The following is a 24,012-nucleotide window of genomic DNA, read 5'->3' on the forward strand; positions in this document are numbered from 1 at the left end:
ACCTTGGGTGCTTTTACTTTATTCACAAGATTAATATATTCATTGATTAATAGCCGATAATAGGCTATAATTTTACAAAAAAGGAGTAGTTCATGCAAGAGAGTGAAGCCCTGAAACTTTTAAACATTCCTAGAAGTACGCTCAAAGAGTGGAGTAAGCCTGAACATGCCAAGCATAAACTCTACTTGCTCATCAAACACACCGATGCCAAACGTGCCCTTCAAGCCATAACACAAAGCATCCCAACGCCCATCTTGACGCTTCTTAATCGCAATATTAAAGAGACAGAGCAGTTTAAAAATGATGAGATCTTCAAGCTTTTCTCCAAAAAAAGTTACGCCAAACTAAGCCCAAGAGAACGCGTAGCCTTTGCCAAATTAGTGCGTGAACTAGACGATGATGAAACACTAGCACAACTCTTCTCACACAAAGTCACCACACAAAAGGCATTTTTACATCTCTTTCACGGTTCACCGTTTGCGAAGCTTGACGCATTTTCTTCGTTTGAAGCAAGACTTACTCAGGAACTTTCACATGTATGACTTTTCCAAACAAGCACGAATGTTAGCCCTTGCTATTGACGCGTTAAAATCTATAGGTATTTATGAAGATGCCAGTTTGGGAGGAGGAACGGCACTAAGTGCTTATTATTGGGAGCATCGCTACTCCACTGACATCGACCTGTTCATCGACAATTCCAATACCTTAAACGACATACGCACCTACTTTGCATCTTTACATGTAAAGTATGACATCCGTTTTCCTGGGCATTATGTAGAGGTACATCTTAGCCCGAGTGAAAAGATACAGTTTTTTGAAACATCGCCACGCACAAAATCACCTCGTATTTGCACCAATTTGTGGGGATTTGAAAATGTTTACATCGAGAGTGTTGAAGAAATTCTTACCAAAAAGATTCGTTTCAGAGGCGACAAAGGCAATACCCGTGACATCTTTGACATTGCTTTAGGCGTGGCGAAAAACCCTTTGTTCATTCAAGAAGCTTTCGAGTATGGTGCATTTTCAAAAGAGCATATCAACGCTTTAATAAAGACGCTTGAAGCTATTGTCATATCTCAAGATTTGATGCAGATCTATGAGATGGAGATAGACTTCATCGACCCTGCGCCACAGTACAAAGAACTAGCACTCAATGCACCAAAATTTTTACTTGAAAAGCTCTTGCAGGCTTTTAGGGCATGATTGCACAAATAAAGGAATAAAATGAAATTTGAACTGGACGAAGAATACATCGAGTTGTTTAAACTGCTCAAAGTCATGGGCGTAGCAGAGAGTGGCGCACACGCGAAGATGCTCATCGAAGAGAGAGCAGTGAAACGAAACGGTGAAGTCGAGACAAGGAAACGCGCAAAGATAATTTCAGGTGAGAGAATTGAAATGGGTGGTGAAGTGATAGAGGTTGAGGATTGAAAAAAGATACAATAGCGTAATTTTATTTTTTACATGTAAAGGAAAATAAAATGATTTTTTGGCTAATTGGTTCGGTTTTTGTGCTAGGTGTTTTATTCAAAACGCCGTGGATGAAAGGCAAAGTTGGCGAATTTACGGTCAATGTTGCGACTTCTTTGCATCTCAACAAAGACGAATATGTCAATATTAAAAACATCACGTTACAACTCAATGACGGATCAACCACGCAAATAGACCATGTCATTGTCTCTCGCTATGGTGTTTTTGTGATTGAGACAAAAAATATGAAAGGATGGATTTTTGGCGATGAACACCAAAGCATGTGGACACAGCAAATCTTCAAAGAAAAGCATCGCTTTCAAAACCCTTTACGCCAAAACTATCGACATAGCAAAGCCTTAGAGGAGATATTGGCATTGCCCTCAGAAAGCCTTATCCCCATCGTTGTTTTCATCGGTGATTGCAAATTTAAAACCGCTATGCCAAATAATGTTTTTGTCAATGCAAAATACACGTCTTACATCGAATCTTTCAAAGAAGAAAAACTCTCTGCCTATCAATTTGACATGACGATAGAAACCCTAAACCAAAAGCGCCTCAAACAAAGCTTTGCAACCGATAGAGAACATGTTGCTAACATACAAGAACGACACAACGCAAAACCAGCTCACACATCATTAACAAAAACATGCTCACGTTGCGGCAAAAAGATGGTTTTAAGACACAATAGACAAACGGGAGAAGCATTTTACGGGTGTAGTGGGTATCCGAAGTGTCGGAATGTTGTTAAGATATATGGCTAATGAATCGGTAAAAATTAAAATCGTACCATTTGCCTTTTTAGTTTTTGCTATTATCCAGTATAATATTTAAATTAAAAAGTAACCAAGGGAAAGTTTATTGTGGAAATATCAAAAAACCAATTAAATATTTTATCGAATATATTTTCACCGACCATCATTAAAGAATTACTCAAATTTGATTATTCGGAAAAATTGTATAGAATTTTACGAGATACAGATTTACTCGATAGTGTAAAATCAAAAAATTTAAAATCATTCTTCGATTATAGCTATGAATTATTAGCAAAAAACTATCCAAATGAGTATGTATATAAAAATGCAATTACAAATAAAATTTTGTTAGGAAAACATAATTTAAATACGTCTTTTATGCTTAATGAATTTAGAGCAAATAAATCAAAAGTTGATTGTGTAGTTGTAAATGGTACGTTGACCGTTTATGAAATAAAAACAGCCTATGATAATTTTAAACGATTAGATAAACAATTAGACGATTATAAAAAAGTATTTGAGAAAATATATATTATTACTGCTGACAAGCATGTTGATAAACTTGATTACCTGAAAAATCAAGGTATTGGGATTATGCGGTATAACCAAAATGGTCAAATTTCAACGCTTTTTGATGCTCAATCACAATTTGAATCGTTGGATTTAGGAATAATTTTTGATTCTCTCCGCCAATCTGAATATACAAAAATTATTAAAGATTTCTATGGTTATCTTCCAAATGTTCCAAATACAAAAATATATCTTACATGTAAAGAATTGTTTTGTAATATAGATAAAAGTAAGGCATATAATGAGGTGATTTTTCATCTTAAACAAAGAGGCAATAAACAAGCTTTAAAAGATTTTATTATGAAAGTACCAAAATCACTTAAAGCTAGGGCAATTAACAATATTTTATCATCACGAGAAAGAATAAAATTTTTAGAAATTTTGGAAAAAGACATTGAACATTTGATTCACAAGGGGTAAATATATGTACTATCCTTATTTTAGAGGAAAACAATACGAGTTAGTGTTGATTAAAGAACAAGCACAATTATTAACTGATAATAAGATTATACCTATTATTGAACCTGTAAAATTAAATTTAAACCCTCTTGAAAGAGCATTAGTATCATTGAATGAAGCTAATGCAAATTACATTTTAATTGCCAACCCTACTAATGGAGATTTTACAAGAAACAGTACACCTCTTTTTGATTTTATACAAACCTTAGATAAAGAATCAATTGCTGTTGGATTGATAGTCAAAGAAGATAGTTCCTTATCTGAATTTGAACGATTATTAAACATGTACGACGAGTTTCCGCTTGCAATACTTCATCATGGATTTAGTAACGGCAAAGACTTAGCTGCCTTATGTAGTAACTTCTCAAATATAAAATACAACATTTTTGTCTCCCAAGAACCTAACAAGCTATATCAGAAACATTTCAAAGGATTAGGAGAAAGAATTTTAATAAGAGATGGATTCAAAAAGCAACTAAAAAATGCACATTACCCCAAAAATGAGCATTTTTCTGATTTACATATCACATATGAAGAAGAAAATGTTGATGGTTTTGGCGATTTTTTAACTGTTGGAAATGATTATTCTGAGAGCGGTGGACCTGCGTGGTCGGTGGCAATTCATATGACATATTTGGATAAAGAACAAAATATGTTTATTAATCATTACGTATCTGATAGACAAGATGACAATAAAGATGCTGGCGGTAAATTTTTAGAAGCTCTCAATTATTTGGTAGCAGATGAAAATAAAAATAAATTTTTTAATACCAAAGCAAGTGAAGAATACGTGGAGTTGCATAAAAAGCAACTTTTTAGAGGTCTTGGATATGCAAAAAAACTTTCTATGCAAAATCACCTTGAAATCGTTGCACGTTTTTTAAGGTCACTTAATGGCTAAGTGTTGTTCCAATTGCTTCAATGATAAGTTAATTACAGCGTATATTGAAAAAGAATCTTCAGATTATGGGAATTGTTCATTTTGCGGTAGCCGTAATGTTCAGCTTGTTGAACCTGAAAATTTTACTGACACATTTGAAGTTTTATTACATCTTTACAAAGAATCAGATAATCCTACTGCTTTACCACTATATAAACTAATTCAAAAAGATTGGAGTATATTTTCAAGCTTAAATATTGCAGAGCACTTAATACCTCAAATACTAGATTATACCAATGGAAAATTCTATGAATACTTTGGAATAGATGATAAATTTGTAGCAAATCTTTGGAATGAGTTCAGGTATGAAATTAAGCACAACAATAGATTTTTTCAAAAATCACAAGTAAATATAAACGAGCTTCAAGGATGGATACAAGAATTATATACAGACAAATACCCGACCGTACTATTTAGGGCTAGAATTTGTGAAGACAAAGTCAAAATAAAAAAAAATAAAATGGGCAAACCTCCCTTGAAAATAGCAACAGGAGGAAGAGCAAATCCTGTAGGCATTTCGTATTTGTATGTAGCAAGTGATATTTCAACAGCAATAGCTGAAATCAGACCTCATAAATCAGATTTTGTTAGTGTTGTAAAACTAAAAATACCATCTAATTTAAAATTAGTTGATTTGCGAAATCCAAAAAATAGTTTATCCCCTTTTATACGCACTGATTATAATGTTGAAGAATTATTTAAATATATAGAATTACTCCAACAGCTAGGAGAAGAACTATCAAAACCGATATTACCACGAGACGCTCATTTAGAATATTTGCCAAGTCAATATCTCGCAGAATTAATTAAAGATGCAAATTTTGATGGGATTATTTATAAAAGTTCTGTTGGAAATGGTGACAACATAGCTCTATTCAGTGATACTAATGTTGAATTTAGAAATGTCGAATTATATGAAGTAAAAAAATTGTCATTTGATTCTTCAAAAATTTAATACAAAAGAAAAATATATCCAAGATAAACTCAAATTTTGCATTCTAACTTATAATTAAATGGTATAACGGAAGCCCTTTTCAAGGCTTCCCCATCTTTACATGTAAACCTTACGCAGGTTTTTTAATCAACAATTTCTCAGTGTCACTTGCCGCGTCATCGGTCAAATGCAAGTTGAAGTTCTCTTGCAAGAAAGCGAAGATGTCGTCGTTCACGAATTGTGGTGGTTTAGGGCCTAAGTAGATATTTTTGATGCCAAGGCTAAAGAGTCCTAGAAGAATAAGAACTGCTTTTTGCTCCATCCAGCTAAGAACGATAGAAACAGGAAGATCGTGTACCGTAACGCCAAGAGCGCCAGCAAGGGCTAGAGCGATGTGAACAGCGCCGTTACTGTCGTTGCATTGACCAAGATCTAGGTAGCGAGGAATGCCCGTGTCTGCCACCGTTCCAAAGTCGATGTCGTTAAATCTAAATTTACCACAGCTTGATGTCAAGATGACGCAGTCATTTGGCAAGCTCTCTGCCATTTTTCTGTAGTATTCCCCACCCGTTCCTGGGGCATCACACCCAGCGATGACGAAGAACTGGCTGATTTTGCCTGCTTGAACTGCTTCAAGAATTTGAGGCGCAAGTCCTAAGATGGTTTTATAGTGGTGACCTGTTACAAGCGTTTCGTCACTGTCAAAACCTGTAACATCAGGAAGGGCTAGTGTTTGAGCGATGACTTCGCTAAAGTCGTTATTGTGGATTTTTTTGCCCTCTTTGATGCCTACGATGTCGTACGTATAAAGTCTATCGACATAGGTTGAGTTTGATTTTGGAGGAACGATACAGTTGGTGTTTACGATGATGGTTCCGCCCCATTGCTCGAAGAGTTTGGTTTGGTCAAACCATGATTTACCGATGTTACCTTTGAGGTGTGCGTATTTTCTGAGTTCTGGGTAACCGTGCGCTGGGATCATCTCAGAGTGGGTATAGATGTTGATGCCTTTGCCTTCGGTTTGTTTGAGAAGCTCTAAAAGCATGTCAAGGTTGTGACCGCTGACCAAGATCGCTTTGCCCTCAGCCTTGTTTTGAGAGATGCGAACAGGTGTTGGAATACCAAGGTGAGAGGTGTGTGCTTCACTTAAGATGTCCATCATTTTAACACCCGCAGAGCCGATTTTCATCAGTTGAGCGATATGGTCGTCAAAGTTGAAGTTGACGTTTGTGAGCGTAAAGTAAAGGGTTTGAGCGATGACGTCATCGACTTCTTTGGTGTCAGCACCAAATTCATTCGCGTGTGTTCGGTACGCACTAAGACCTTTAAGACCATAAATCATGATATCTTGAAGTTTAGCCAAGTTGGCATCTTTGCCACACGTTCCTACATCTTGACCTTTAGAACCACAGCCGCCTATCGCACTCATAGAGCATTGATCACATAACATGTTTAAAGACATTTTTTATCCTCTTTCAAAAATTTCCAGCATCTTATCAAGAGGAGAGAGGGAAGTCATTGATTGATCTCAATCAAGACTTTTGAGGATTATTGTTCGATGACGCCGCCGAAACGCCTTTCGGTATGTTGGTATTCCGAAACGACGGTTTCGAGCTCTCCGACCGAAAAGTCCGGCCAGAGCGTTTTACTGAAAAAAAGTTCCGCGTACGCCGCTTGCCACAGTAAAAAATTTGAAAGCCTGCAATCGCCGCCCGTGCGAATGAGCAGATCCACAGGTGGCATACCTGCCGTATCCAAGCATGCTTCAAGGCTCTCTTTGCTCACGTCGCTTCTTACATGTAAGAGTTTGGAAACGGCACGAACGATCTCGTCTTGCGCACCGTAATTGATCGCCAAAACTTGCGTCAAGCCCGTACAATGCGCGGTTTTTTCTTTAGCGTAGGCAATCTCTTTTTGTAACGTCGCAGAAAATCGGCTCATATCGCCGATGACGTCGAAGCGGATATTGTGTTCTAAAAGCGTAGGAATTTCACTGTGCAAATACTTGGAGAGTAGCTTCATCAAAATGCCGACTTCCGCTTTGGGGCGATTCCAGTTTTCGGTGCTAAACGCGTAGAGGGTAAGGTATTTGATGCCCATTTTTGCGGCATATTTGGTAATTTCGCGAACCTTTTTAGCCCCTTCTTTATGGCCAAACGAACGCTCTTTTCCCTGACGCTTTGCCCATCTTCCGTTACCGTCCATGATAATCGCTAAATGCACTAAATCATTCATTTTTTTACTTCTTTTTACCCAAAATGATAAGCGCCATTCTATCTTTTTTCTCTTTAGCCCACCTTGACAAATCTTGCCACTTTGACTAAAATTACGCCATCGCTACTTTTTAGATTTCTCACAAAGTAGTCTCATAAAAATCGACTCAAGCAACTCTATTTTTGGGCATCTACCCTACCAGAGACTCTAGCTTCATGAACGATCAAACTAACAACAAAGAAGGCACAATGAGCGGAACGACTCCCTCCCAAGCGACGACGCAACCCCAACCTTGCGCAAATCAGGCGCCAACCAACGGACAAGCAAAACCGACGTACTATAACAAATCACGCACCCACGTTCCCGTTGACGGCTATAAAATCGAAAGCTTACGAACCACGCCTTTAGAAAAACTTCTTGAAATTGCTACCGAACTGGGCATCGAAAATCCCAATGAACTCAAACGCCAAGATTTGATGTTTGAGATTTTAAAATCTCAAGTCAACCAAGGCGGATTTATTCTTTTTACGGGTATCTTAGAGATCGCAGGCGAGGGATACGGCTTTTTGCGTGCGATGGACGCCAACTTTTCCGATAGCGCAAACGACGCTTACGTCAGCAGTACGCAAGTTAAAAAATTTGCCCTCCGAACGGGCGACATCGTTACCGGACAAGTCAGACCGCCCAAAGATCAAGAGCGTTACTACGCGCTTTTAAAAATCGAAGCGATCAACTATCTCCCGATGACGGAGAGCAAAAAACGTCCTCTTTTTGAAAACCTCACACCGCTTTACCCCACCGAAAAAATCAAACTCGAATATGATCCGATGAAAATTACCGGACGCGTACTCGATCTTTTTACGCCGATCGGTAAAGGTCAGCGCGGACTCATCGTCGCACCTCCTAGAAGCGGTAAAACCGAACTGATGAAAGAGCTCGCACACGGTATCGCACGCAATCATCCCGAATCCGAACTCATCGTTTTACTCGTCGACGAGCGTCCCGAAGAGGTCACCGATATGCAACGTTGCGTTCAAGGCGAAGTCTATAGCTCAACGTTCGATATGCCCGCCTCCAATCACGTACGCGTCGCCAACCTCGTCATCGAAAAAGCCAAACGCCGCGTCGAGATGGGTAAAGACGTTATCATCTTGCTGGACTCGATCACCAGACTTGCTCGCGCGTACAACACCGTCACGCCTTCCAGCGGTAAAGTTTTGAGCGGCGGCGTTGACGCCAATGCCCTTCACAAACCCAAACGCTTTTTCGGTGCAGCTCGTAATATCGAAGACGGCGGTAGTTTGACCATTATCTCCACCGCGCTGATCGAAACGGGAAGCCGCATGGACGAAGTTATCTTTGAAGAGTTCAAAGGTACGGGTAACAGCGAGATCGTTTTAGATCGCAATATTTCCGATCGTCGTATCTATCCGGCGATTAACATTATGAAATCGGGAACGCGTAAAGAAGAGCTTCTTTTAAGCCCCGACACGCTTCAAAAAGTATGGGCGCTTCGCAGTGCGATCAACCAAATGGACGACGTGGAAGCCCTCAAATTCCTTTACGCCAAGATGCTCAAAACCAAAGACAACGAAGAGCTTTTATCGATTATGAATGAATAATTTTTTACAAAGGTAGCGTCGTGTCACAAGTACTTGCCCTCAAATATCGCCCCTCTTCGTTTGACAAGTTGATCGGCCAAGAAGCGATCGCACAGACGCTCTCTTTAGCCCTCAATCAAGATAGGCTTTCACACGCCTACCTTTTCTCGGGACTTCGCGGAAGCGGTAAAACCTCGACCGCGCGCATTTTTGCCAAAGCCTTGGTGTGCGAAAACGGCCCGACTTCGACGCCGTGTGAAACCTGCGAACACTGCCTCAGCGCGAACGAAAACCGTCACATCGATATTATTGAAATGGACGCGGCTTCTAACCGCGGCATCGACGACATACGCGAGCTCATCGAAAGCACCAAGTACAAACCCTCAAGCGCACGTTTCAAGATTTTCATCATCGATGAAGTTCACATGTTAACCACGCAAGCGTTTAACGCACTCTTAAAAACCTTGGAAGAACCCCCAAGTTACGTCAAATTTATTTTGGCGACGACCGATCCTTTAAAACTCCCCGCAACGATCTTATCGCGCGTGCAACACTTTCGCTTTAAGCAAATCAAACAAAGCGACGTCGTCAACCACCTCTGCCATATTCTCAACCTTGAAAACATTGAGTACGAAAAAGAGGCTCTCGAGATGATTTCACGTGCCGGAAACGGTTCGCTGCGCGACACGTTGACCCTACTCGATCAAGCGATTATCTTTTCAAAAGGCTACATTACGCCCGAAAACGTGGCTTCGATGCTCGGACTTTTAGATCCCAAACAACTCGACATCCTGTTTACGGCGATTTTAAACCGTAACAAACTCGAACTCTTGGCAATGATTAAAGAGTTGGAGAGCTATGAGTGCGAAGTGGTTCTCGACGAATTGATCGCCTATTTGAAAAACGCTTTTTTCGAACAAGATCGACGCTTTTCGACCCTTTTGTACGAACGTTTTTTCAAAATTCTTAGCGAAGCTAAAAGCCTTCTTTATATCAACGCCGACAACGGCTTCGTGCTTTCGTTGGTGTTGTTTAAAATGGTCGAGGCTACCAACATTAAAACCATCGAAGAGATGATCGACTCGTTGGAAAAAGAGAAGTTTCGTTTGCCCGCCGCTACGACGGAGTCATCGGAGCAGCATGAAGACGTACCTCTTAAAGAGACTCAAAAAGAGACAGAGCCTACCAGCGTTCAAGATCACGGCGTTACCGATGCGCAACTGTATGCGCGTTTATGCGAAAAACTACTCGATCGCAACGTCGAACTCGGCGAATGTTTTCAACAATATATTCGTTTCGAGCGTTTTCAAGATCACGTCTTAACGCTCAATTCCAGCGCTAAAGACGAATCCGCAAAAATTTTAAAACACAACTCGGCAATTATCCGACATTTCGTCCAAGACGTTTTCGGTTTTGAAAGCCAAATCAAAATCGTTAAAACCGATGCTCCCGCAACGCAAATTGCCGCACCCGCACCTTTGACGGAATCCTTGACGATGCTCGAGGATTTGCCTTTAGAAGACGACAGCAACTATTCGATGATCGAAAATACGACGTTTGAAGGTGCGCCGCAAAGCGAAAGTTGTGCAACGGGAGCGATGATGAGCATGCAAAAAGAGTTGGATGCTACGGAAATTTTAAATACGCCGTTCGTACAAAAAGCGACCGATCTTTTTGTGGCGCAAAAAATTCAAATTCGTCAAAAAGTTTAACCATGGAAAAAATACTTATCATCAACACGGGCGGAACGTTTAACAAACGCTACAATCCGCTCAAAGGCGAGCTCGAAGTTCCCAAAGACGGTGTCGCACCCGAAGCGATTTTACGCTACTGCTACAATACCGCTTACGAACTCGTCAACATCATTCATAAAGACAGCCTCGAGATGAACGATGAGGATCGAGCTTTACTGCTTCAAACCGTTCAAGCCTCTTCCCATCGTAAAGTCATTATCCTTCACGGTACCGACACGATGGACGTCAGCGCGGCTTTTCTTGCCTTACATGTCAAAGATAAAATCGTCACTTTAACCGGAGCAATGGTTCCTTTTCACATCGAGACCGTTGAAGCAACCGCTAATTTTGCGATGGTTTTAGGCGATATTATGCGCAATAATCAGGCGGGAATTTACATCGGTATGCACGGTTGCGTCGCACCCTATAACCTGCTTTATAAAAATCGACAAAAAGGTATTTTCGAGCCCGTTCGTTAAAGGGCTCTGATCTCTTGGGTTTTTTGAAATAGAAAATGGCTCATCACGATCACGTAGTAAGGATAAATTAACACGCCAAATACCGGAATCAACGTTAAAGCGAAGCACACCAAAGAGATTCCGCGCATCGAAGCGGCATAACGACCTTTCAAGCGTAAATACTCCTCTTTTGAATTCAGTAACGACGATACGTCAAGAACCAAAAGTTTATGAAACATGTAAAAAACGGGAACGAGCAGGATAAAATTAAAAACGGGGATCAACGCCAGAGGCAACAAAAGGATTAACAAGACTCCCGTAATCAAAAGCGTTTTGGCGACAAATCCCAAATACGAAAATAACGCCATGGCTCTCATGTGAACGTTCGGGTAGTAGGTCTTCCCGATCTCTTGGATAAAGTATCCCGCGAACAATCCGACGATGATAGAATAAACCATCAAAAACAGATAGTACACCACCAACATCGATGTGATAAAAAAAAGAATGCCGACAACGGTTTTCGTGATAACAAAAAGCGAAATAAGGCTAAAAAGCCACGTTTGTTCGAAATTGCCCTCAAAGCCTTGAAGCCACTCGCCGAGCCAAACGCTTAACGCGCCGATACCGCCGAAACTCAGCCAAATCATCGCGATGAAAAAAAGAAGGGTTAAGACAAACGACAGAAGCGACACAAGAAGAACCCTTGGAGAAAGCGTATCTCCAAGAGCCAAAGTAAAACTGTTTAAGAGCGAACGTTGCGGTTGCATCGTTTTATTGGATCGCCTGATCGTTAACGCTTAAAACGCCTTTTTTAAAGGCAATGTCGTACACGAAAAAATCACCCTCGGCTTTACCTAGCGCAAAATCCGAAGGCGCGGTTAGGTTCAGAGCTTCCAACGTCGTGCGATCGTCTTTATGCAACTTAAACTTAGCACTCACGTCCAAAAGCGTCACGGCGGAGAGAGGGTTGCTATTGGCGTCAAAGTCGTTTTGAGAAATTTGCAACGTCGAAGTGAGCGTCACGTCTTTAAGGGCAAGAACGCCGCGCATATTTTTAAGTCCGACGTTAAAGTCCAATTTGAGTCCGTGACGGATCAATTCGCTCACGTCGCCGACTAAAGCCTGCTCACCGCCACCTTGGGGTGCTAGCATCAGCCGATTGTAATCGTTTTGAAGCTTTTTAATCGTTGCGGCATCGACGCCTTTTAAGGCAAGCGTCGCATTGAGCGTTTCCAGCGAAACCGACTCTGCGTTGGAAGCAGCGTTAAGCCCGTTTAAAGCGTATTCGGCTTTGGCGTTCCATTGCTTGTTGCTTTCTTCCGCACTGCTCATAATTTTCATCCCGCCAAGCGACATGTTAAGAGTGCTGTAAGGCTCTTTGATCGAAAGCAGGTAACTGCCAAACGAGAAGTCGCCTTTGTTGTTAAGATCGTCTTTATAATCAAACGTATAGCGAAGATTTTCTAAACGACTTTGCAGCGTCAAATCGGATGCATTCACGCCGAATAGTTGTTTTTGAATACCCAAAACCCCTTGCATGACGCCGGCGCGCTCATGAAGCGTCAGCGCATTGCCGGAGGTGTCGATTTGCACCGTTCCCTCTTTCATCGCCAACTCTTCTTTGATGTCTTTCATCGCAAACGATTTGAGACGTTCGTCGCTTCCAAAAATCATCGTAAACGCCAACGCGCCTTTATCGACGATCGGATTGAGCACTTTGGCAACGTCCGGATTTTGAGACAAAGACTCTTGAGCCGAGCGAGGCAATTTCGCTAAGGCTAAAGAGACGGTTACGTCGCTTGGCAAAAGATGCGAACAAACGACTTCGCCTTTAAAACTCAAACCGTCCAGTACCTCGCGAATATCCGCATCGTCTTCTTGCGTCAAACCTTGCGCCAAAATAGCGTATTGCGGATTTTTCGCAACCAACGTGTCGAGTATAAAATCACGCACTTTAGCGGCATCGTCGATTTCAAGAGTGAACGTACGCGTACCGTTTACGTAACCGTTTTTTGAGAGCATCTCCTGTTTAAAACCGTGTCCTTCGAGAAAGCGTTTTGTCTCATCGAGCTTTGCGTCCACGCGCGAAGAGATGTAAAGAGGCGTTAGCGCGAGTGCCGCGATGACAACGCCTCCACCGATAAGGTATTTTGTACTCGACATAAAGTGCCTTTATTTAGGATTTATAACCTATCACGTAATAGGTATTTTTGTTAGGAACTTTTTCCACCGTAATTTTGTACTTGGCCGACCATTTCAAGATCATATCGTTGACTTCTTCGATCATTTCGCTACTGGGTGCTTCGTTTTTAATTTTAAAATAATCTTTGTTGCTGGAAAGCGCTACAAAACCGTGGTATGCCTTGAGTGCGTCATGCAGAGCAATGAGGTGTTTTTCAACGTTTTCGAATCCTACGGTATGAGCGATCACGCGATCCAATTGCGCTTCGGTACTTGGGGTTAACCCGTATCCAAGTTGCGTTAAAATAGCCTGTTTATGCATCGTTTCTCCTTATAAATTGGGTTGTTTTTATCTTTATCACGCCTTTGAAGCAAAGCTCCAAAGACTACGTTAACACTGGGTTTTGCCAGACGCAATGCCCAGCGCACTTTTGGTGCTTTTTTATCTTTATCACGCCTTTAGAGCTAAGCTCTAAAAGCTACGCTAACGCTGAGTTCTCTTTGGCAGAGTGCCCACGCACCTTCGGTGCTTTTACTTCTTGCAAAATTGATTGCGCAACACGTCATTGGCGTTTTTGTGCGATTAGCACGTCTTCGATTACTTTGGAAATATCGCCGTCGAGAATGTTGTTGACTTGCGAATAGGCGATATTGCTTCGATTGTCTTTAACTTGTTGGTAAGGCGCTAAAACGTAACTGCGAATCTGATGTCCCCAACCGATTTCGCTCTTTTCGATACCGTCTTTTTCGGCTTGTTGTTTTTCAAGTTCCAACTCGTATAAACGCGATTTAAGCATTTTCATCGCCGATGCGCGGTTTTTATGCTGTGAACGATCATTTTGACACTGTACGACGATACCGGTGGGAAGGTGGGTAATACGAATCGCACTGTCGGTTTTATTGACATGTTGACCTCCCGCACCGCCGGAGCGATAGGTATCGACTTTCAAATCTTTTTCGTCGATGACGATGTCGATATCGTCGTCCACTTCGGGAGAAACCATCACCGAGCTAAACGACGTGTGACGTTTGGCGTTCGCGTCAAAAGGGCTAATACGCACCAAACGATGAATGCCGTTTTCGACTTTGAGGTAGCCGTAAGCGTTTTCTCCGCGGATAATAAAACTCACGTCCTTAATGCCCGCTTCTTCGCCCTCTTGGTAGTCTAAGACTTCGACTTTAAAGCCGCATCGCTCCGCCCAGCGCAAGTACATACGGTACAAAATACTCGCCCAGTCTTGGCTTTCCGTTCCACCCGCACCCGGATGAATCGAGATAATGGCGTCGTTACCGTCGTTCTCGCCGCTTAACATCATGGCGATTTCAAGATCGGTAATGTGCGTTTCCAAATGCTCCGCATCTTTAAAAAGCTCTTCGATCGTCGCCTCGTCATTTTCCGCGTTCGCCATTTCGTACAAATCGCCCGCATCGTCTACGACGGTTTTGGCTTTTATATAACGATCCAGCAAGGAGTTTAACGCGCGTTTTTCTTTTTGAATTTCGCCCGCTTTTTTCGCATCGTTCCAAAATTCGGGATCGTGTTCAATCGCTTCTATTTCGTCGAGGCGTGTTTGAATTTCGTTTGGTTTAATGATCTGCGCGATATTATCGACTTTTGTGGTCAATTTTTTGAGCAGTTCCGTATACTCGTAATTATCCAAATACTTTCCTTTTGCTATAATACGCTCTTTCAAAGAGACTTCTCAAACCTCTAACGCCCCATCGACGTCTTGGATCGTTAAAGAAGTCTATTATTTTACTCAAAAGTGCCTAAAATGAAAATAGTACATACCTTAAGCGAGCTCATTGCCGCGCGTGCCGAACTTCAAGGTTCGGTAGGACTGGTTCCGACGATGGGAGCGCTGCACAACGGACATCTCTCTCTCCTTCAACAATCCACGGCGCAAAACGACCGTACGATCGTTTCGATTTTCGTCAATCCGACGCAATTTTTACCCGGAGAAGATCTCGACAAATACCCTAGAAAACCCGAAGCCGATATTAAAATTTGCGAATTGGCGGGTGTCGACGTGCTTTTTATGCCACGACCAGAAGAGATGTACGCGACGATCGAACCGACGATTCACGCCCCTAGCTCCAAAGCCTACATTTTGGAAGGATTGGCGCGTCCGGGACACTTTGACGGCGTTTTGCGCGTCGTTTTAAAATTGTTCAACCTGACCAAGCCGACGCGGGCGTATTTCGGGAAAAAAGATGCTCAACAACTCTATCTCATTCAAAATATGATCACATGCCTCTTTTTGGACATTACGATCGTTCCGTGCGAAATTATCCGCGAAGACGACGGATTGGCGCTTTCGAGCCGTAACGCCTATTTAAATCCCGAAGAACGCCGTGAAGCTTTAAAACTGTGCGAGTCGCTCAAATGCGCAACCTATTTGGTTATGAAGGGAGAACGCGATATTTCCGTGATTCAAGCGGCGATGCTTCAAGCCTTAAAGCCTTTACATGTCGAATATGCGGTTATTTTAAACCGCGATTTTGATACAATACCTACATTACATATCGGTCATTCGATTATTTTAGTCTGCGCCAAAGTCGGCACGACGCGTTTGATCGACAATTTATGGATTTAAGGACACCTGTGAAAAAACTCCATCTCGTCTCACTCGGATGCAACAAAAACCTCGTCGACAGCGAAGTCATGCTCGGCAAACTCAAACAGTACGAGCTTTGCGACGATCCCGCGAAAGCCGACGTACTCATTGTCAACACGTGCGGATTTATCGGTCCTGCGAAACAAGAGAGCCTCAATACGATTTTTTCACTTCACGAAGCGCGTAAAAAAAATTCTTTACTCGTAATGGCAGGATGTTTGAGCGAGCGTTACAAAGAAGAGCTGACCCATGAGCTCAAAGAAGTCGATCTCTTTACGGGTGTCGGCGATTACGACAAAATCGACGAGATTATCGCGCTTCGTCAAAATCGCTTTTCTTCCTCAACCTATCTTTTAAACGAAGAAGAACGCGTCATTACGGGTTCCAATGCCCATGCTTACGTCAAACTTTCCGAGGGCTGTAACCAAACCTGTAGTTTTTGCGCGATTCCGAATTTTAAAGGAAAACTCTTTTCGCGCACGCTCGAATCGATCGAAAAAGAGGTACGCTTCCTTGTTGCCAAAGGCTTTTTCGATTTTAGTTTTATCTCCCAAGACAGTAGCTCCTTTTTAAGAGATCGCGGTGAAAAAGAGGGTTTGATGCGCCTCATTGAAACGATTGAAGCCATCGAAGGCGTCAAGAGCGCGCGCATTTTATACCTCTATCCGACAACGACGTCCAATGCACTGATTGAACGTATTATCGCTTCGCCTTTGTTTCACAACTATTTTGATATGCCGATTCAACACATCAGCGATACGATGCTCAAACGCATGAAACGAGGTGCCGGAAAAGAGCGCATTATCGAACAATTAACCTTGATGCGCCAAGCACCGAACAGTTTTATTCGCACCAGCTTTATCGTCGGACATCCGCAAGAGAGCGATGCGGAATTTGAAGAACTGCTTTCCTTTATGAAAACATTTCGCTTTGATCGCGTCAATATCTTTGCGTATTCGGACGAAGAAGATACTTCCGCGCATGCGATGGAAGGCAAAATCGATACTAAAACGATCAATGCACGCATTAAAAAGCTCGATAAACTCGTTGCCGCGCAGACCATGCAAAGCCTCAAAAACGAAATCGGTAAAAGCGTAACGATCCTGATCGAAGGAGAGAGCAGCGAACATGAGCTTTTTATGGGAGCGCGCGAACTGCTTTGGGCGCCGAGCATCGACGGCGAAATTCTCGTCAACGACTCGGACGTTGAAAACGTTCGTATCGGAGCGTGCTACCAAGCGCGCATCAACGAACTTGCCGGAGATAAGCTCATTGCCGCCATCACCGCTCTTGCATGAAGAAACCCTGACTTTTCTTCGTAACCGCAAAAATCTTTTAGCCTTTTCGGGAGGCGGCGATTCGACCGCCCTCTTCTTTTTACTCGAACAAGCGAACATCCCTTTCGATATCGTCTTAGTCAATTATCAAACCCGAGCGCAAAGCGACGACGAAGAGCGCTATGCCAAAACGCTTGCGACACGTTTCCGTAAACGCTATTTTGTCTTTACATGTAAGCTTTCTTCGTCTAATTTTGAGCATCGGGCTCGTTATGAGCGTTACGGCTGTTGTGAAACCTTGATGCGCTACTACGGATACGACACGTTGGTGACGGCGCACCATTTGGGCGATCGTTTGGAGTGGTTTTTGATGCAACTCTCCAAAGGTGCGGGTTTGGTCGAGATGCTCGGTATGCATACCTACGAGAAACGAAAGACTTACATGTTGGTTCGTCCGCTTCTGCATCTTACTAAAGCGGCATTGGAACACTTTTTAGACGAACAAGGCGTGGAGTATTTTCACGACGCAAGTAACGACGATACCTCCGTGTTACGCAACCGTATCCGCCATACGTTTGCGACGCCTTTTCTTGGCTTAAACGAAGCAGGGATCGCTCAAAGCTTTGCTTACCTCGAAGCAGATGCTAAACGCCTTTTACCCGAAGGTTCCAAGCGGCTCGGCGATCTTTTTATCTACGATAGAAACGCCGATGATTTGATCAATATTCGCCGTGTCGACAAAGCGTTGAAATGTTTAGGGAAAGTCCTCTCTAAAGCCGAGCGCGATGAAGTGTTACGTACCAAAGACTGCGTTGTCGGCGGAAGATTTGCGGTAGTGTTTGACGAGTCTACAATTTACGTCGCGCCTTTTCTTAAAACCGACATGCCCAAATCCTTTAAAGAAATCTGCCGCAAGGCACGTATTCCTCTTAAGATTCGTGCGTACCTGTTTACTTCCGAGCTGAATCCTTCGTCGTTGCATTGAGGTCGTAAACTTTGATTTTGAACGTTGAGGAGATCGTTTGCGCGTTAGATTCTAAATGAATCGGAAAATCGGCTTGTACGATATTGTTATAGCGGTTGAGTCCTTCGAGGAAATTGTAAAAATTCGTCGGAGTTTTGAGCGTCGAAGTCACGTTGAGCTCATACTCGACAAACTCTTTTTTATAATCGGATTTTGAAACTTCGACCAATGAGACGTTGGTAAAAAACTTTCCGGCATAACGTATAAATTCGGCGGGTGCGAAGGTATGTTTAAACGCCTGAATCGCATGAACGTTCTCGGCTTTAAGCTTCGAAAGTTCGGCTTCACGCTCCAAAAAAAGGTTTTCGACGCGCGTTTTATGCACTAAAACCCGCTTGTATTCGGCTTGCAATACGCGGTACTCTTTGACGTTTGGAATAATCAAAATAAAAATAAACCCGAACGTAATCACGAGAAACACCATCAAGAAAAGCAAGAGTTTCATCAAATCTATTTTTTCAAGACTGCGATCAAAACTAGTCACCGATGCTCTCCTCTGCGATGATTTTATTAACGCTGACGAAGTTATACCATCCCTCTTTCGTCAAATAAAAATTCGTATTGCTGGTATGAAAAATCGATTTCAAAGGTGCCGCCAAAAGAAAATTGAACGTGTCTTGCGTCGGCGTTACCCCGTATAAGATCAACGAATTGCGCTCCATTTCGACTTTTTTCAGCGTAATTTGATCGGGAACCAAATCAAACAAATTTTTCATGCTCTCTTTTAAAAGCGTGTTGTTGGAAAAAATCTCTTCCGCAAGCGCTTTTTGACGCAAGATCAACCCGATAATCTCATCGTCTTCGTCGATGCGTTTTTCAAGTGTTTCACGCTCGTTCGTTAAATCGACCATACCGGTTTTAAACGAGCGGATCTCATACGCAAGATAGCCGTCGAAAAGCAGCATAAAACCCGACATCGAAAGAATGAAAATCACCCACATTTTGCTAAAAAGCGATAAAAAGGGTTTTGGTCTTGGCGTTATAAAGCTGTATTTCATTGAAACACCTCGCGAATCGCCAAATCACAAACTTTTTCGCCGATATCGACTTTGTGAAGCTCTACGTCCATCATAAGTTCGTCTTCGATTTGATGGATCAAGTCCGAACTCACTTCGTAACCGTCGAAAATGATGATCTCTTCGATAAATTCGCTCGGATAGAGAGGATTGTGGTAATACTCTTCCAGCGACGATTTTAAGTATTTGTAAATCGTTAAATCCCGACCGTAAAGTTCTAAACTTACGTCTTCTTCTTTGATTTCGTTAATACCCTTGAAAAAACCGAGCGTTTTATCGTCTACGTCGGAGAAGGTATCGCCCGAACGTAAATCGTCGATCGTATCCAAATCGCTTAGCTCTCCGAGTTCATCCAGCTCTTCTTGTTCGGTCTCGCCATGCGCCAACTCAGGAAGTTCTCCCGCACCGACGATTTCTTCTTCTTTTTGCTCGTTCTCCCAATCGTTGAGGTCGTTGCTACGTGTAAAAGAGGATTCGTTTTGCGTTTTAAAGAAAGCGCCGAAATGAAGACGCGTTTCGTTAAACACCGCCATAATAAAAAAATTATGCCCGTTTAAAAGATAACATGTAGGTTTGTTTTTCGGTTTTTGACTGCTGACAAAATCGCTTAAAACGATAAAAGGAGAGACTATAAAATCGACTCCTACTTCCGAAAAAAGATTTTTGACGCTTTTAATTTCCATCGAAGCAGCATACGCCGTCCATTGATTACGAACCGGCAGACAATAAGTAATCTCCGTATCGATATTGTGTCTTTGCAGGCTTTTTTTATCGACACCCTCGACCGCGCCTTGCCCCAATGCATCCAATAAATAAGCGATGTAAACGAAGCGGTATTCGTCTTGTAAATGCATCAAATAACTTTCAAGCGCTTGATCCAACGCTTCGAGCGGAAGTGTGAGGGGAAACGTCTTCGTAAACGTTTTGAGAACCGCTCCTTTTTTGAGAACCTTGCAACGCAAAACGTATTCGGCATCGTTCACCACAATAGAGACAAAAAGATTTTCAAATTTTTTTTGTAGAACCGTTTTAATGCTCATACGTCGTCTCTTTTATTCACATGCTTGCTCACGGAGGTTAATTTTAGCTTATATATTAGACTAATCTTGCTTAAGCTTTCTAAAAGTGCAAGCAAAAGACGTACCGATTGAGTACCGTTAAACATTTGCCGCATGCACAAGGAGTTCGCGTTGAATCAAAGCTTTTGCCTCTTCAAGCGAAAGTCCATCCACGTAAAAAGGATTACTGTAATAAAAATGAAGCGTACTAAAAGGTTTGGGAATACAAAACGCGTCCCAACTGTTCATCGTCCAAAAAGAGCTCGGACGACAATTAACCGCGATAATCGGAGCACGGCGCATCTGTGCTAAAATAACTACGCCGTCCGCAACGGAATAACGAGGCCCTCTTGGCCCATCAGGCGTGATAGCCACGTCGCGTCCGTTTTTCAAGCTCCGCAAAGCCGCTCGTAAAACGGTGCTACCGCCTTTGGACGAACTACCGCGAATCGTCTGCGCACCGGCAAGCTCCACCACCCTCGCAATCATTTCACCGTCACTATGACGGCTAATAATCGCATCTACTTTAATCTGTTTTGCATAATACATGTAACCGAAAATCAGCGCTAAAATATCACCGTGCCATGCCGCGTAAATACTCGGCGTATCGGCACCGTTAATCTCTTCGTGTAGCACTTTTTTACATGTCGCAAAAAGAATTTTCGTTAACAGATAAACGACGGGCGGCGCGACCCGCACAAGCAATGCGCGCCGATTTTTTTTAGAGAACCAATTCGCCATAGAGCGAAAGCCGTTTAGGATTGGTGATTTTAATATTGACGGTACGACCGAGCAAACTTTCATCACCTTTGATCTGAACCAGTGCGTTGTTGTCGCTTCGTCCGGCGAGATAACCGCTATTGCGAAGTTCGTCGATATACACTGGATAGATCTTATCAAGGTGCGATAAAGCGATCTCGTCTAAAATGTCGTCTTGTAAAAGTTGCAGTCGTTCCAAACGCGCCGAGCCAATTTCAGAATCGATTTGATCGGTAAATTCCGCCGCTTTGGTTAAAGGACGTGCGGAATACTTAAACGCAAATACCTGCTCAAATTTGACCTGTCGCATCACGTCGAGCGTCTCTTCGAAATCTTCGTTGCTCTCACCCGGAAATGCCACGATAATATCGGTGCTAATCGAAACATCGGGAATCATTTCGCGCAATTTCAATGCCCGATTTAAAAACCACTCTTTACTATAACCGCGTTTCATCCGCTCCAAAATGCGTGTTGAACCGCTTTGTAGGGGCATATGCATCGACTTGCAGACTTTGGGATTTGAAGCAAACGTCTCTAAAAATTTATCGTCCATATGCAAAGGATGCGGAGACGTAAAGCGAATGCGCTCAACTTCGGGAATTTCGGCAATGCGATTTAAAAGATCCGAAAAGTCCATATCTAAACGTACGTTGCCGCTAAAACGCTTTCCGTAATTGTTGACGTTTTGCCCCAATAAGAAAATCTCTTTTGCTCCGTTTTTAGCCGCTTTGCGTGCTTCGTTCAAAATGAGGTCGGCGGGAATAGATATCTCTTCGCCTCTGGTATGCGGGACGATGCAGTAGGTGCATTTTTTATCGCAGCCGATAGAGATATTGACATACGCCTTATAAAGACTGTTACGATACTCTCCAAACGCGTAAGCACTTTCATCGTAATCGGTATCGACGCTTAAAAATTTTTCGTTATTAACCGCAGTTGAAATCTTAGAGACGTTACGCGCACCGATCACAAAACTGACGTAAGGGGCACGTTTAAAGATTTCTTTACCTAAGTGGCTTGCGGTGCATCCGCATACGCCGATTTTAGCACCCGCTTTTTTTTGAAGATTGTATTTTCCGATTTCTGAAAAAAGTTTACTGACGGGTTTTTCGCGCACGCTACAGGTGTTAATCACGATTAAATCCGCTTCTTGTATATTTTGCGTTAGAACATAATTTTCAAGACTTCCGAGTTCTGCGATGATATGTTCGGAATCCCGAACGTTCATCGCACACCCTAGAGTCTCAATAAAAAGCTTTTTCTCTTCTTTTATACCCAAAACACGACCTTATAAAATATGAACTTCGTACATGTAATCGCCTTCGCCTAAACCGTAACGAATATCGCGTAAATAAACGCTCAACCCTTTTGCCTCAAAATGCTCGACAAGCGCGACAAGATCTTTATGAGAGTTTTCCTTGTCGAAATAAAAAATTTTTTGTCCCTCTTTTTCAATAATTTCGGCTACTTTTTCTAAGGTAATCGTTTTGGGTTTTCCGTTGATTTCGTTTCTTGCCAATTTAATTTCCATTTGCCAACCTCTTTTCTATCGCAAAAATTATCGTATGTGTTCACTATGCACAAAGATATATCGCGAAGTATACTTTATTTACGATAAATTCCTCATTAAAAGCATACTACTTTACTCTTATAAAGAAAAATAAAAGAAGAGTTTGGCTATAATCATTTTTCCTCAGCTCGCTATCGTTTAAATTTCCATGATTTAATTTTGAGTTTTCATCATTGCGATACCTATCGAAAGCGTAAAATACGTTAATTTTTTAAGGATACTTATGGAAAGAATTGTTGATATTATAGAATCCATTGCTCATGAAAAAGGGTTGGATATTAATGAAGTGAAAAACACCGTTACGGTGGCACTCGTTAAAACCGCCAAGAAAATTTACGGCTCGCAATACGAGTACGACGCCGAAATCGATCCTGCGACCAAAACCCTTAAATTGTATCAAAAAGTGCTCGTCGTCACACCCGAAGACGAACGTTTGCAAGAAGGCAATGAAAATTTTATCGCAATTAAAGACGCCAAAGAGGTCGATCCCGAAATCGAAATCGGCGATGAGCTGACCTATGAATTACCTTTAGACAATTTAGGTCGAACAGCCGCGGCAACCCTTCAAAAAGAGCTCGAATACCATATTCAGCGCCTTTTGGAAAACAATATTTTCGAAAAATACCAAAAACTGGTCGGGAAAACCGTTTTCGGTACCGTCGTACGCGTCGATAACGATGAAAACACCTACATCGAAATCGACGAAATTCGTGCGGTACTTCCTCGAAAAAACCGTATCAAAGGCGAAAAATTTAAAGTCGGCAACGTCGTCAAAAGCGTTATTCGCAAAGTGCTTATCGACAAATCGCAAGGCATGTACGTCGAACTTTCCCGTACCAGTCCTAAATTTTTAGAATCGCTTTTAGAGCTCGAAGTCCCCGAAATTAAAGACGGTATGATCAAAATCGTGGGTAGTGCGAGAATCCCCGGAGAGCGCGCAAAGATTGCTTTACTTTCGTTGCATCCGAACATCGATGCCGTCGGTGCGACGGTTGGAACAAAAGGGGTGCGTATCAATGCGGTGAGTAAAGAGTTGCATAATGAAAATATCGACTGTATCGAATTTTCAAACGTTCCGGAAATTTTCATCGCCCGTACGTTGGCACCGGCGATTATTTCCAACGTTAAACTGCAAAACGGCAAAGCGATCGTCACGCTTCCCAGCGATCAAAAATCAAAAGCAATCGGTAAAAACGGCATCAATATCCGTCTAACGTCTATGCTGTGCGGCGTCGAAGTCGAACTGCACGAATCTTCAAGCACGGGAGCATCTGCGCTTCCATCAGGCGAAAGTGCACCTGAACAAGCCGAACGTAATCCGGACGCTTTGAAAAAACTCTTCGGCGGACTTTAATTTTCGTTACATGTAAAGCTT

26 protein-coding genes are annotated in these 24,012 nt (G+C 42.4%); 14 read left to right on the forward strand and 12 right to left on the reverse strand.

The window, feature by feature from the left end:
- Positions 1–92: 92 nt before the first annotated feature.
- The 7 genes from NL930_RS10700 to NL930_RS10730 all read left to right on the forward strand — a co-directional run bounded on the left by NL930_RS10700 (position 93) and on the right by NL930_RS10730 (position 5,149).
- Positions 93–542 carry a hypothetical protein gene (locus NL930_RS10700; protein WP_254376667.1) on the forward strand — a complete coding sequence of 150 codons (450 nt, stop codon included), beginning with the start codon at positions 93–95 and terminating at the stop codon, positions 540–542.
- Positions 535–1,203, forward strand: coding sequence for a nucleotidyl transferase AbiEii/AbiGii toxin family protein (locus NL930_RS10705; protein WP_254376668.1), 669 nt, complete (start codon positions 535–537; stop codon positions 1,201–1,203). Before NL930_RS10700 ends, NL930_RS10705 begins: the two co-directional genes overlap by 8 nt.
- A 21-nt stretch (positions 1,204–1,224) precedes the next feature.
- The gene (locus tag NL930_RS10710; protein ID WP_254376669.1) at positions 1,225–1,431 is read left to right on the forward strand and encodes an RNA-binding S4 domain-containing protein; all 207 of its coding nucleotides are present in this window, start codon (positions 1,225–1,227) and stop codon (positions 1,429–1,431) included.
- A 50-nt stretch (positions 1,432–1,481) separates the two neighbouring features.
- Positions 1,482–2,234, forward strand: coding sequence for an NERD domain-containing protein (locus tag NL930_RS10715; RefSeq protein ID WP_254376670.1), 753 nt, complete (start codon positions 1,482–1,484; stop codon positions 2,232–2,234).
- Between the two features lie 99 nt (positions 2,235–2,333).
- Positions 2,334–3,215 (forward strand): sce7726 family protein, encoded by an 882-nt coding sequence (locus tag NL930_RS10720; protein WP_254376671.1) that lies wholly within the window; start codon positions 2,334–2,336, stop codon positions 3,213–3,215.
- 4 nt (positions 3,216–3,219) lie between these two features.
- Positions 3,220–4,155, forward strand: a complete 936-nt coding sequence (locus NL930_RS10725; protein WP_254376672.1) for a sce7725 family protein — start codon at positions 3,220–3,222, stop codon at positions 4,153–4,155.
- Positions 4,148–5,149 carry an RES family NAD+ phosphorylase gene (locus tag NL930_RS10730; RefSeq protein ID WP_254376673.1) on the forward strand — a complete coding sequence of 334 codons (1,002 nt, stop codon included), beginning with the start codon at positions 4,148–4,150 and terminating at the stop codon, positions 5,147–5,149. Before NL930_RS10725 ends, NL930_RS10730 begins: the two co-directional genes overlap by 8 nt.
- Positions 5,150–5,258: 109 nt before the next feature.
- Here the strand turns inward: NL930_RS10730 and hcp are convergent, their stop codons facing one another.
- Complete coding sequence (gene hcp, locus NL930_RS10735) at positions 5,259–6,590, reverse strand: hydroxylamine reductase (protein ID WP_254376674.1); 1,332 nt, start codon at positions 6,588–6,590, stop codon at positions 5,259–5,261.
- Between the two features lie 86 nt (positions 6,591–6,676).
- Positions 6,677–7,363, reverse strand: coding sequence for a di-trans,poly-cis-decaprenylcistransferase (locus tag NL930_RS10740; protein WP_039672228.1), 687 nt, complete (start codon positions 7,361–7,363; stop codon positions 6,677–6,679).
- A 227-nt stretch (positions 7,364–7,590) separates the two neighbouring features.
- Between NL930_RS10740 and rho the strand changes: the two genes are divergently transcribed.
- From rho to NL930_RS10755, 3 genes are read left to right on the forward strand one after another with little or no spacing between them, the layout of a single operon-like run.
- Entirely contained in the window at positions 7,591–8,964 is a 1,374-nt protein-coding gene (rho, locus tag NL930_RS10745) for a transcription termination factor Rho (protein ID WP_039672227.1), read from the forward strand.
- 20 nt (positions 8,965–8,984) lie between these two features.
- The gene (locus NL930_RS10750; protein WP_254376675.1) at positions 8,985–10,655 is read left to right on the forward strand and encodes a DNA polymerase III subunit gamma/tau; all 1,671 of its coding nucleotides are present in this window, start codon (positions 8,985–8,987) and stop codon (positions 10,653–10,655) included.
- Between the two features lie 2 nt (positions 10,656–10,657).
- Positions 10,658–11,155 carry an asparaginase domain-containing protein gene (locus NL930_RS10755; protein ID WP_254376676.1) on the forward strand — a complete coding sequence of 166 codons (498 nt, stop codon included), beginning with the start codon at positions 10,658–10,660 and terminating at the stop codon, positions 11,153–11,155.
- Here the strand turns inward: NL930_RS10755 and NL930_RS10760 are convergent.
- The 4 genes from NL930_RS10760 to prfB all read right to left on the reverse strand — a co-directional run bounded on the left by NL930_RS10760 (position 11,152) and on the right by prfB (position 14,976).
- On the reverse strand, positions 11,152–11,901 hold the full coding sequence (locus NL930_RS10760; RefSeq protein WP_039672224.1) for an EI24 domain-containing protein: 750 nt from the start codon (positions 11,899–11,901) through the stop codon (positions 11,152–11,154). The two genes, NL930_RS10755 and NL930_RS10760, sit on opposite strands and share 4 nt — an antisense overlap.
- 4 nt (positions 11,902–11,905) lie before the next feature.
- Positions 11,906–13,297, reverse strand: a complete 1,392-nt coding sequence (locus tag NL930_RS10765) for a DUF945 family protein (protein ID WP_254376677.1) — start codon at positions 13,295–13,297, stop codon at positions 11,906–11,908.
- A 13-nt stretch (positions 13,298–13,310) separates the two neighbouring features.
- Complete coding sequence (locus NL930_RS10770; RefSeq protein WP_039672222.1) at positions 13,311–13,637, reverse strand: hypothetical protein; 327 nt, start codon at positions 13,635–13,637, stop codon at positions 13,311–13,313.
- A 241-nt stretch (positions 13,638–13,878) separates the two neighbouring features.
- Positions 13,879–14,976: a peptide chain release factor 2 gene (gene prfB / locus NL930_RS10775; protein ID WP_039672221.1), complete on the reverse strand. Its 1,098-nt coding sequence runs from the start codon at positions 14,974–14,976 to the stop codon at positions 13,879–13,881.
- Positions 14,977–15,090: 114 nt separating this feature from the next.
- Between prfB and panC the strand changes: the two genes are divergently transcribed.
- The 3 genes from panC to tilS are packed head-to-tail and all read left to right on the forward strand — an operon-like array spanning position 15,091 to position 18,195.
- Positions 15,091–15,912 carry a pantoate--beta-alanine ligase gene (gene panC, locus NL930_RS10780; protein WP_254376678.1) on the forward strand — a complete coding sequence of 274 codons (822 nt, stop codon included), beginning with the start codon at positions 15,091–15,093 and terminating at the stop codon, positions 15,910–15,912.
- A gap of 8 nt (positions 15,913–15,920) precedes the next feature.
- Complete coding sequence (rimO, locus tag NL930_RS10785; RefSeq protein WP_254376679.1) at positions 15,921–17,231, forward strand: 30S ribosomal protein S12 methylthiotransferase RimO; 1,311 nt, start codon at positions 15,921–15,923, stop codon at positions 17,229–17,231.
- A complete protein-coding gene (gene tilS, locus NL930_RS10790) occupies positions 17,206–18,195 on the forward strand; it encodes a tRNA lysidine(34) synthetase TilS (RefSeq protein WP_254376680.1) in 990 nt (329 codons plus the stop codon). Before rimO ends, tilS begins: the two co-directional genes overlap by 26 nt.
- Here the strand turns inward: tilS and NL930_RS10795 are convergent.
- From NL930_RS10795 to NL930_RS10820, 6 genes are all read right to left on the reverse strand, one after another.
- Positions 18,161–18,718 (reverse strand): hypothetical protein, encoded by a 558-nt coding sequence (locus NL930_RS10795; RefSeq protein ID WP_039672217.1) that lies wholly within the window; start codon positions 18,716–18,718, stop codon positions 18,161–18,163. The two genes, tilS and NL930_RS10795, sit on opposite strands and share 35 nt — an antisense overlap.
- Positions 18,711–19,232, reverse strand: coding sequence for a hypothetical protein (locus NL930_RS10800; protein WP_039672216.1), 522 nt, complete (start codon positions 19,230–19,232; stop codon positions 18,711–18,713). Before NL930_RS10800 ends, NL930_RS10795 begins: the two co-directional genes overlap by 8 nt.
- Complete coding sequence (locus tag NL930_RS10805) at positions 19,229–20,290, reverse strand: hypothetical protein (protein ID WP_254376681.1); 1,062 nt, start codon at positions 20,288–20,290, stop codon at positions 19,229–19,231. The genes NL930_RS10800 and NL930_RS10805 overlap by 4 nt, the downstream gene beginning before the upstream one ends.
- A gap of 117 nt (positions 20,291–20,407) precedes the next feature.
- Positions 20,408–21,049, reverse strand: a complete 642-nt coding sequence (locus tag NL930_RS10810) for a lysophospholipid acyltransferase family protein (protein WP_254376682.1) — start codon at positions 21,047–21,049, stop codon at positions 20,408–20,410.
- Positions 21,030–22,346, reverse strand: coding sequence for a tRNA (N6-isopentenyl adenosine(37)-C2)-methylthiotransferase MiaB (gene miaB / locus NL930_RS10815; protein WP_256497248.1), 1,317 nt, complete (start codon positions 22,344–22,346; stop codon positions 21,030–21,032). The genes NL930_RS10810 and miaB overlap by 20 nt, the downstream gene beginning before the upstream one ends.
- A 9-nt stretch (positions 22,347–22,355) precedes the next feature.
- The gene (locus NL930_RS10820) at positions 22,356–22,598 is read right to left on the reverse strand and encodes an HP0268 family nuclease (RefSeq protein ID WP_039672213.1); all 243 of its coding nucleotides are present in this window, start codon (positions 22,596–22,598) and stop codon (positions 22,356–22,358) included.
- Positions 22,599–22,860: 262 nt separating this feature from the next.
- On the opposite strand from NL930_RS10820, the gene nusA reads away from it, so the two are divergent.
- Complete coding sequence (gene nusA / locus NL930_RS10825; RefSeq protein ID WP_039672212.1) at positions 22,861–23,991, forward strand: transcription termination factor NusA; 1,131 nt, start codon at positions 22,861–22,863, stop codon at positions 23,989–23,991.
- Positions 23,992–24,012 lie beyond the last annotated feature (21 nt).

It is taken from the genome of Sulfurospirillum sp. hDNRA2 (assembly GCF_024206095.2).
Taxonomy (GTDB): Bacteria; Campylobacterota; Campylobacteria; order Campylobacterales; family Sulfurospirillaceae; genus Sulfurospirillum.

Coding starts and splice junctions, on each gene's coding strand:
- NL930_RS10725 (WP_254376672.1), top strand. CDS start 3,220: ATGTACTATCCTTATTTTAGAGGAAAACAATACGAGTTAGTGTTGATT.
- hcp (WP_254376674.1), bottom strand. CDS start 6,590: ATGTCTTTAAACATGTTATGTGATCAATGCTCTATGAGTGCGATAGGC.
- NL930_RS10770 (WP_039672222.1), bottom strand. CDS start 13,637: ATGCATAAACAGGCTATTTTAACGCAACTTGGATACGGGTTAACCCCA.
- rho (WP_039672227.1), top strand. CDS start 7,591: ATGAGCGGAACGACTCCCTCCCAAGCGACGACGCAACCCCAACCTTGC.
- NL930_RS10820 (WP_039672213.1), bottom strand. CDS start 22,598: ATGGAAATTAAATTGGCAAGAAACGAAATCAACGGAAAACCCAAAACG.
- panC (WP_254376678.1), top strand. CDS start 15,091: ATGAAAATAGTACATACCTTAAGCGAGCTCATTGCCGCGCGTGCCGAA.
- NL930_RS10765 (WP_254376677.1), bottom strand. CDS start 13,297: ATGTCGAGTACAAAATACCTTATCGGTGGAGGCGTTGTCATCGCGGCA.
- NL930_RS10810 (WP_254376682.1), bottom strand. CDS start 21,049: ATGGCGAATTGGTTCTCTAAAAAAAATCGGCGCGCATTGCTTGTGCGG.
- NL930_RS10740 (WP_039672228.1), bottom strand. CDS start 7,363: ATGAATGATTTAGTGCATTTAGCGATTATCATGGACGGTAACGGAAGA.
- NL930_RS10715 (WP_254376670.1), top strand. CDS start 1,482: ATGATTTTTTGGCTAATTGGTTCGGTTTTTGTGCTAGGTGTTTTATTC.
- NL930_RS10700 (WP_254376667.1), top strand. CDS start 93: ATGCAAGAGAGTGAAGCCCTGAAACTTTTAAACATTCCTAGAAGTACG.
- NL930_RS10730 (WP_254376673.1), top strand. CDS start 4,148: ATGGCTAAGTGTTGTTCCAATTGCTTCAATGATAAGTTAATTACAGCG.
- NL930_RS10800 (WP_039672216.1), bottom strand. CDS start 19,232: ATGAAATACAGCTTTATAACGCCAAGACCAAAACCCTTTTTATCGCTT.
- NL930_RS10805 (WP_254376681.1), bottom strand. CDS start 20,290: ATGAGCATTAAAACGGTTCTACAAAAAAAATTTGAAAATCTTTTTGTC.
- NL930_RS10710 (WP_254376669.1), top strand. CDS start 1,225: ATGAAATTTGAACTGGACGAAGAATACATCGAGTTGTTTAAACTGCTC.
- NL930_RS10755 (WP_254376676.1), top strand. CDS start 10,658: ATGGAAAAAATACTTATCATCAACACGGGCGGAACGTTTAACAAACGC.
- NL930_RS10760 (WP_039672224.1), bottom strand. CDS start 11,901: ATGCAACCGCAACGTTCGCTCTTAAACAGTTTTACTTTGGCTCTTGGA.
- nusA (WP_039672212.1), top strand. CDS start 22,861: ATGGAAAGAATTGTTGATATTATAGAATCCATTGCTCATGAAAAAGGG.
- NL930_RS10705 (WP_254376668.1), top strand. CDS start 535: ATGTATGACTTTTCCAAACAAGCACGAATGTTAGCCCTTGCTATTGAC.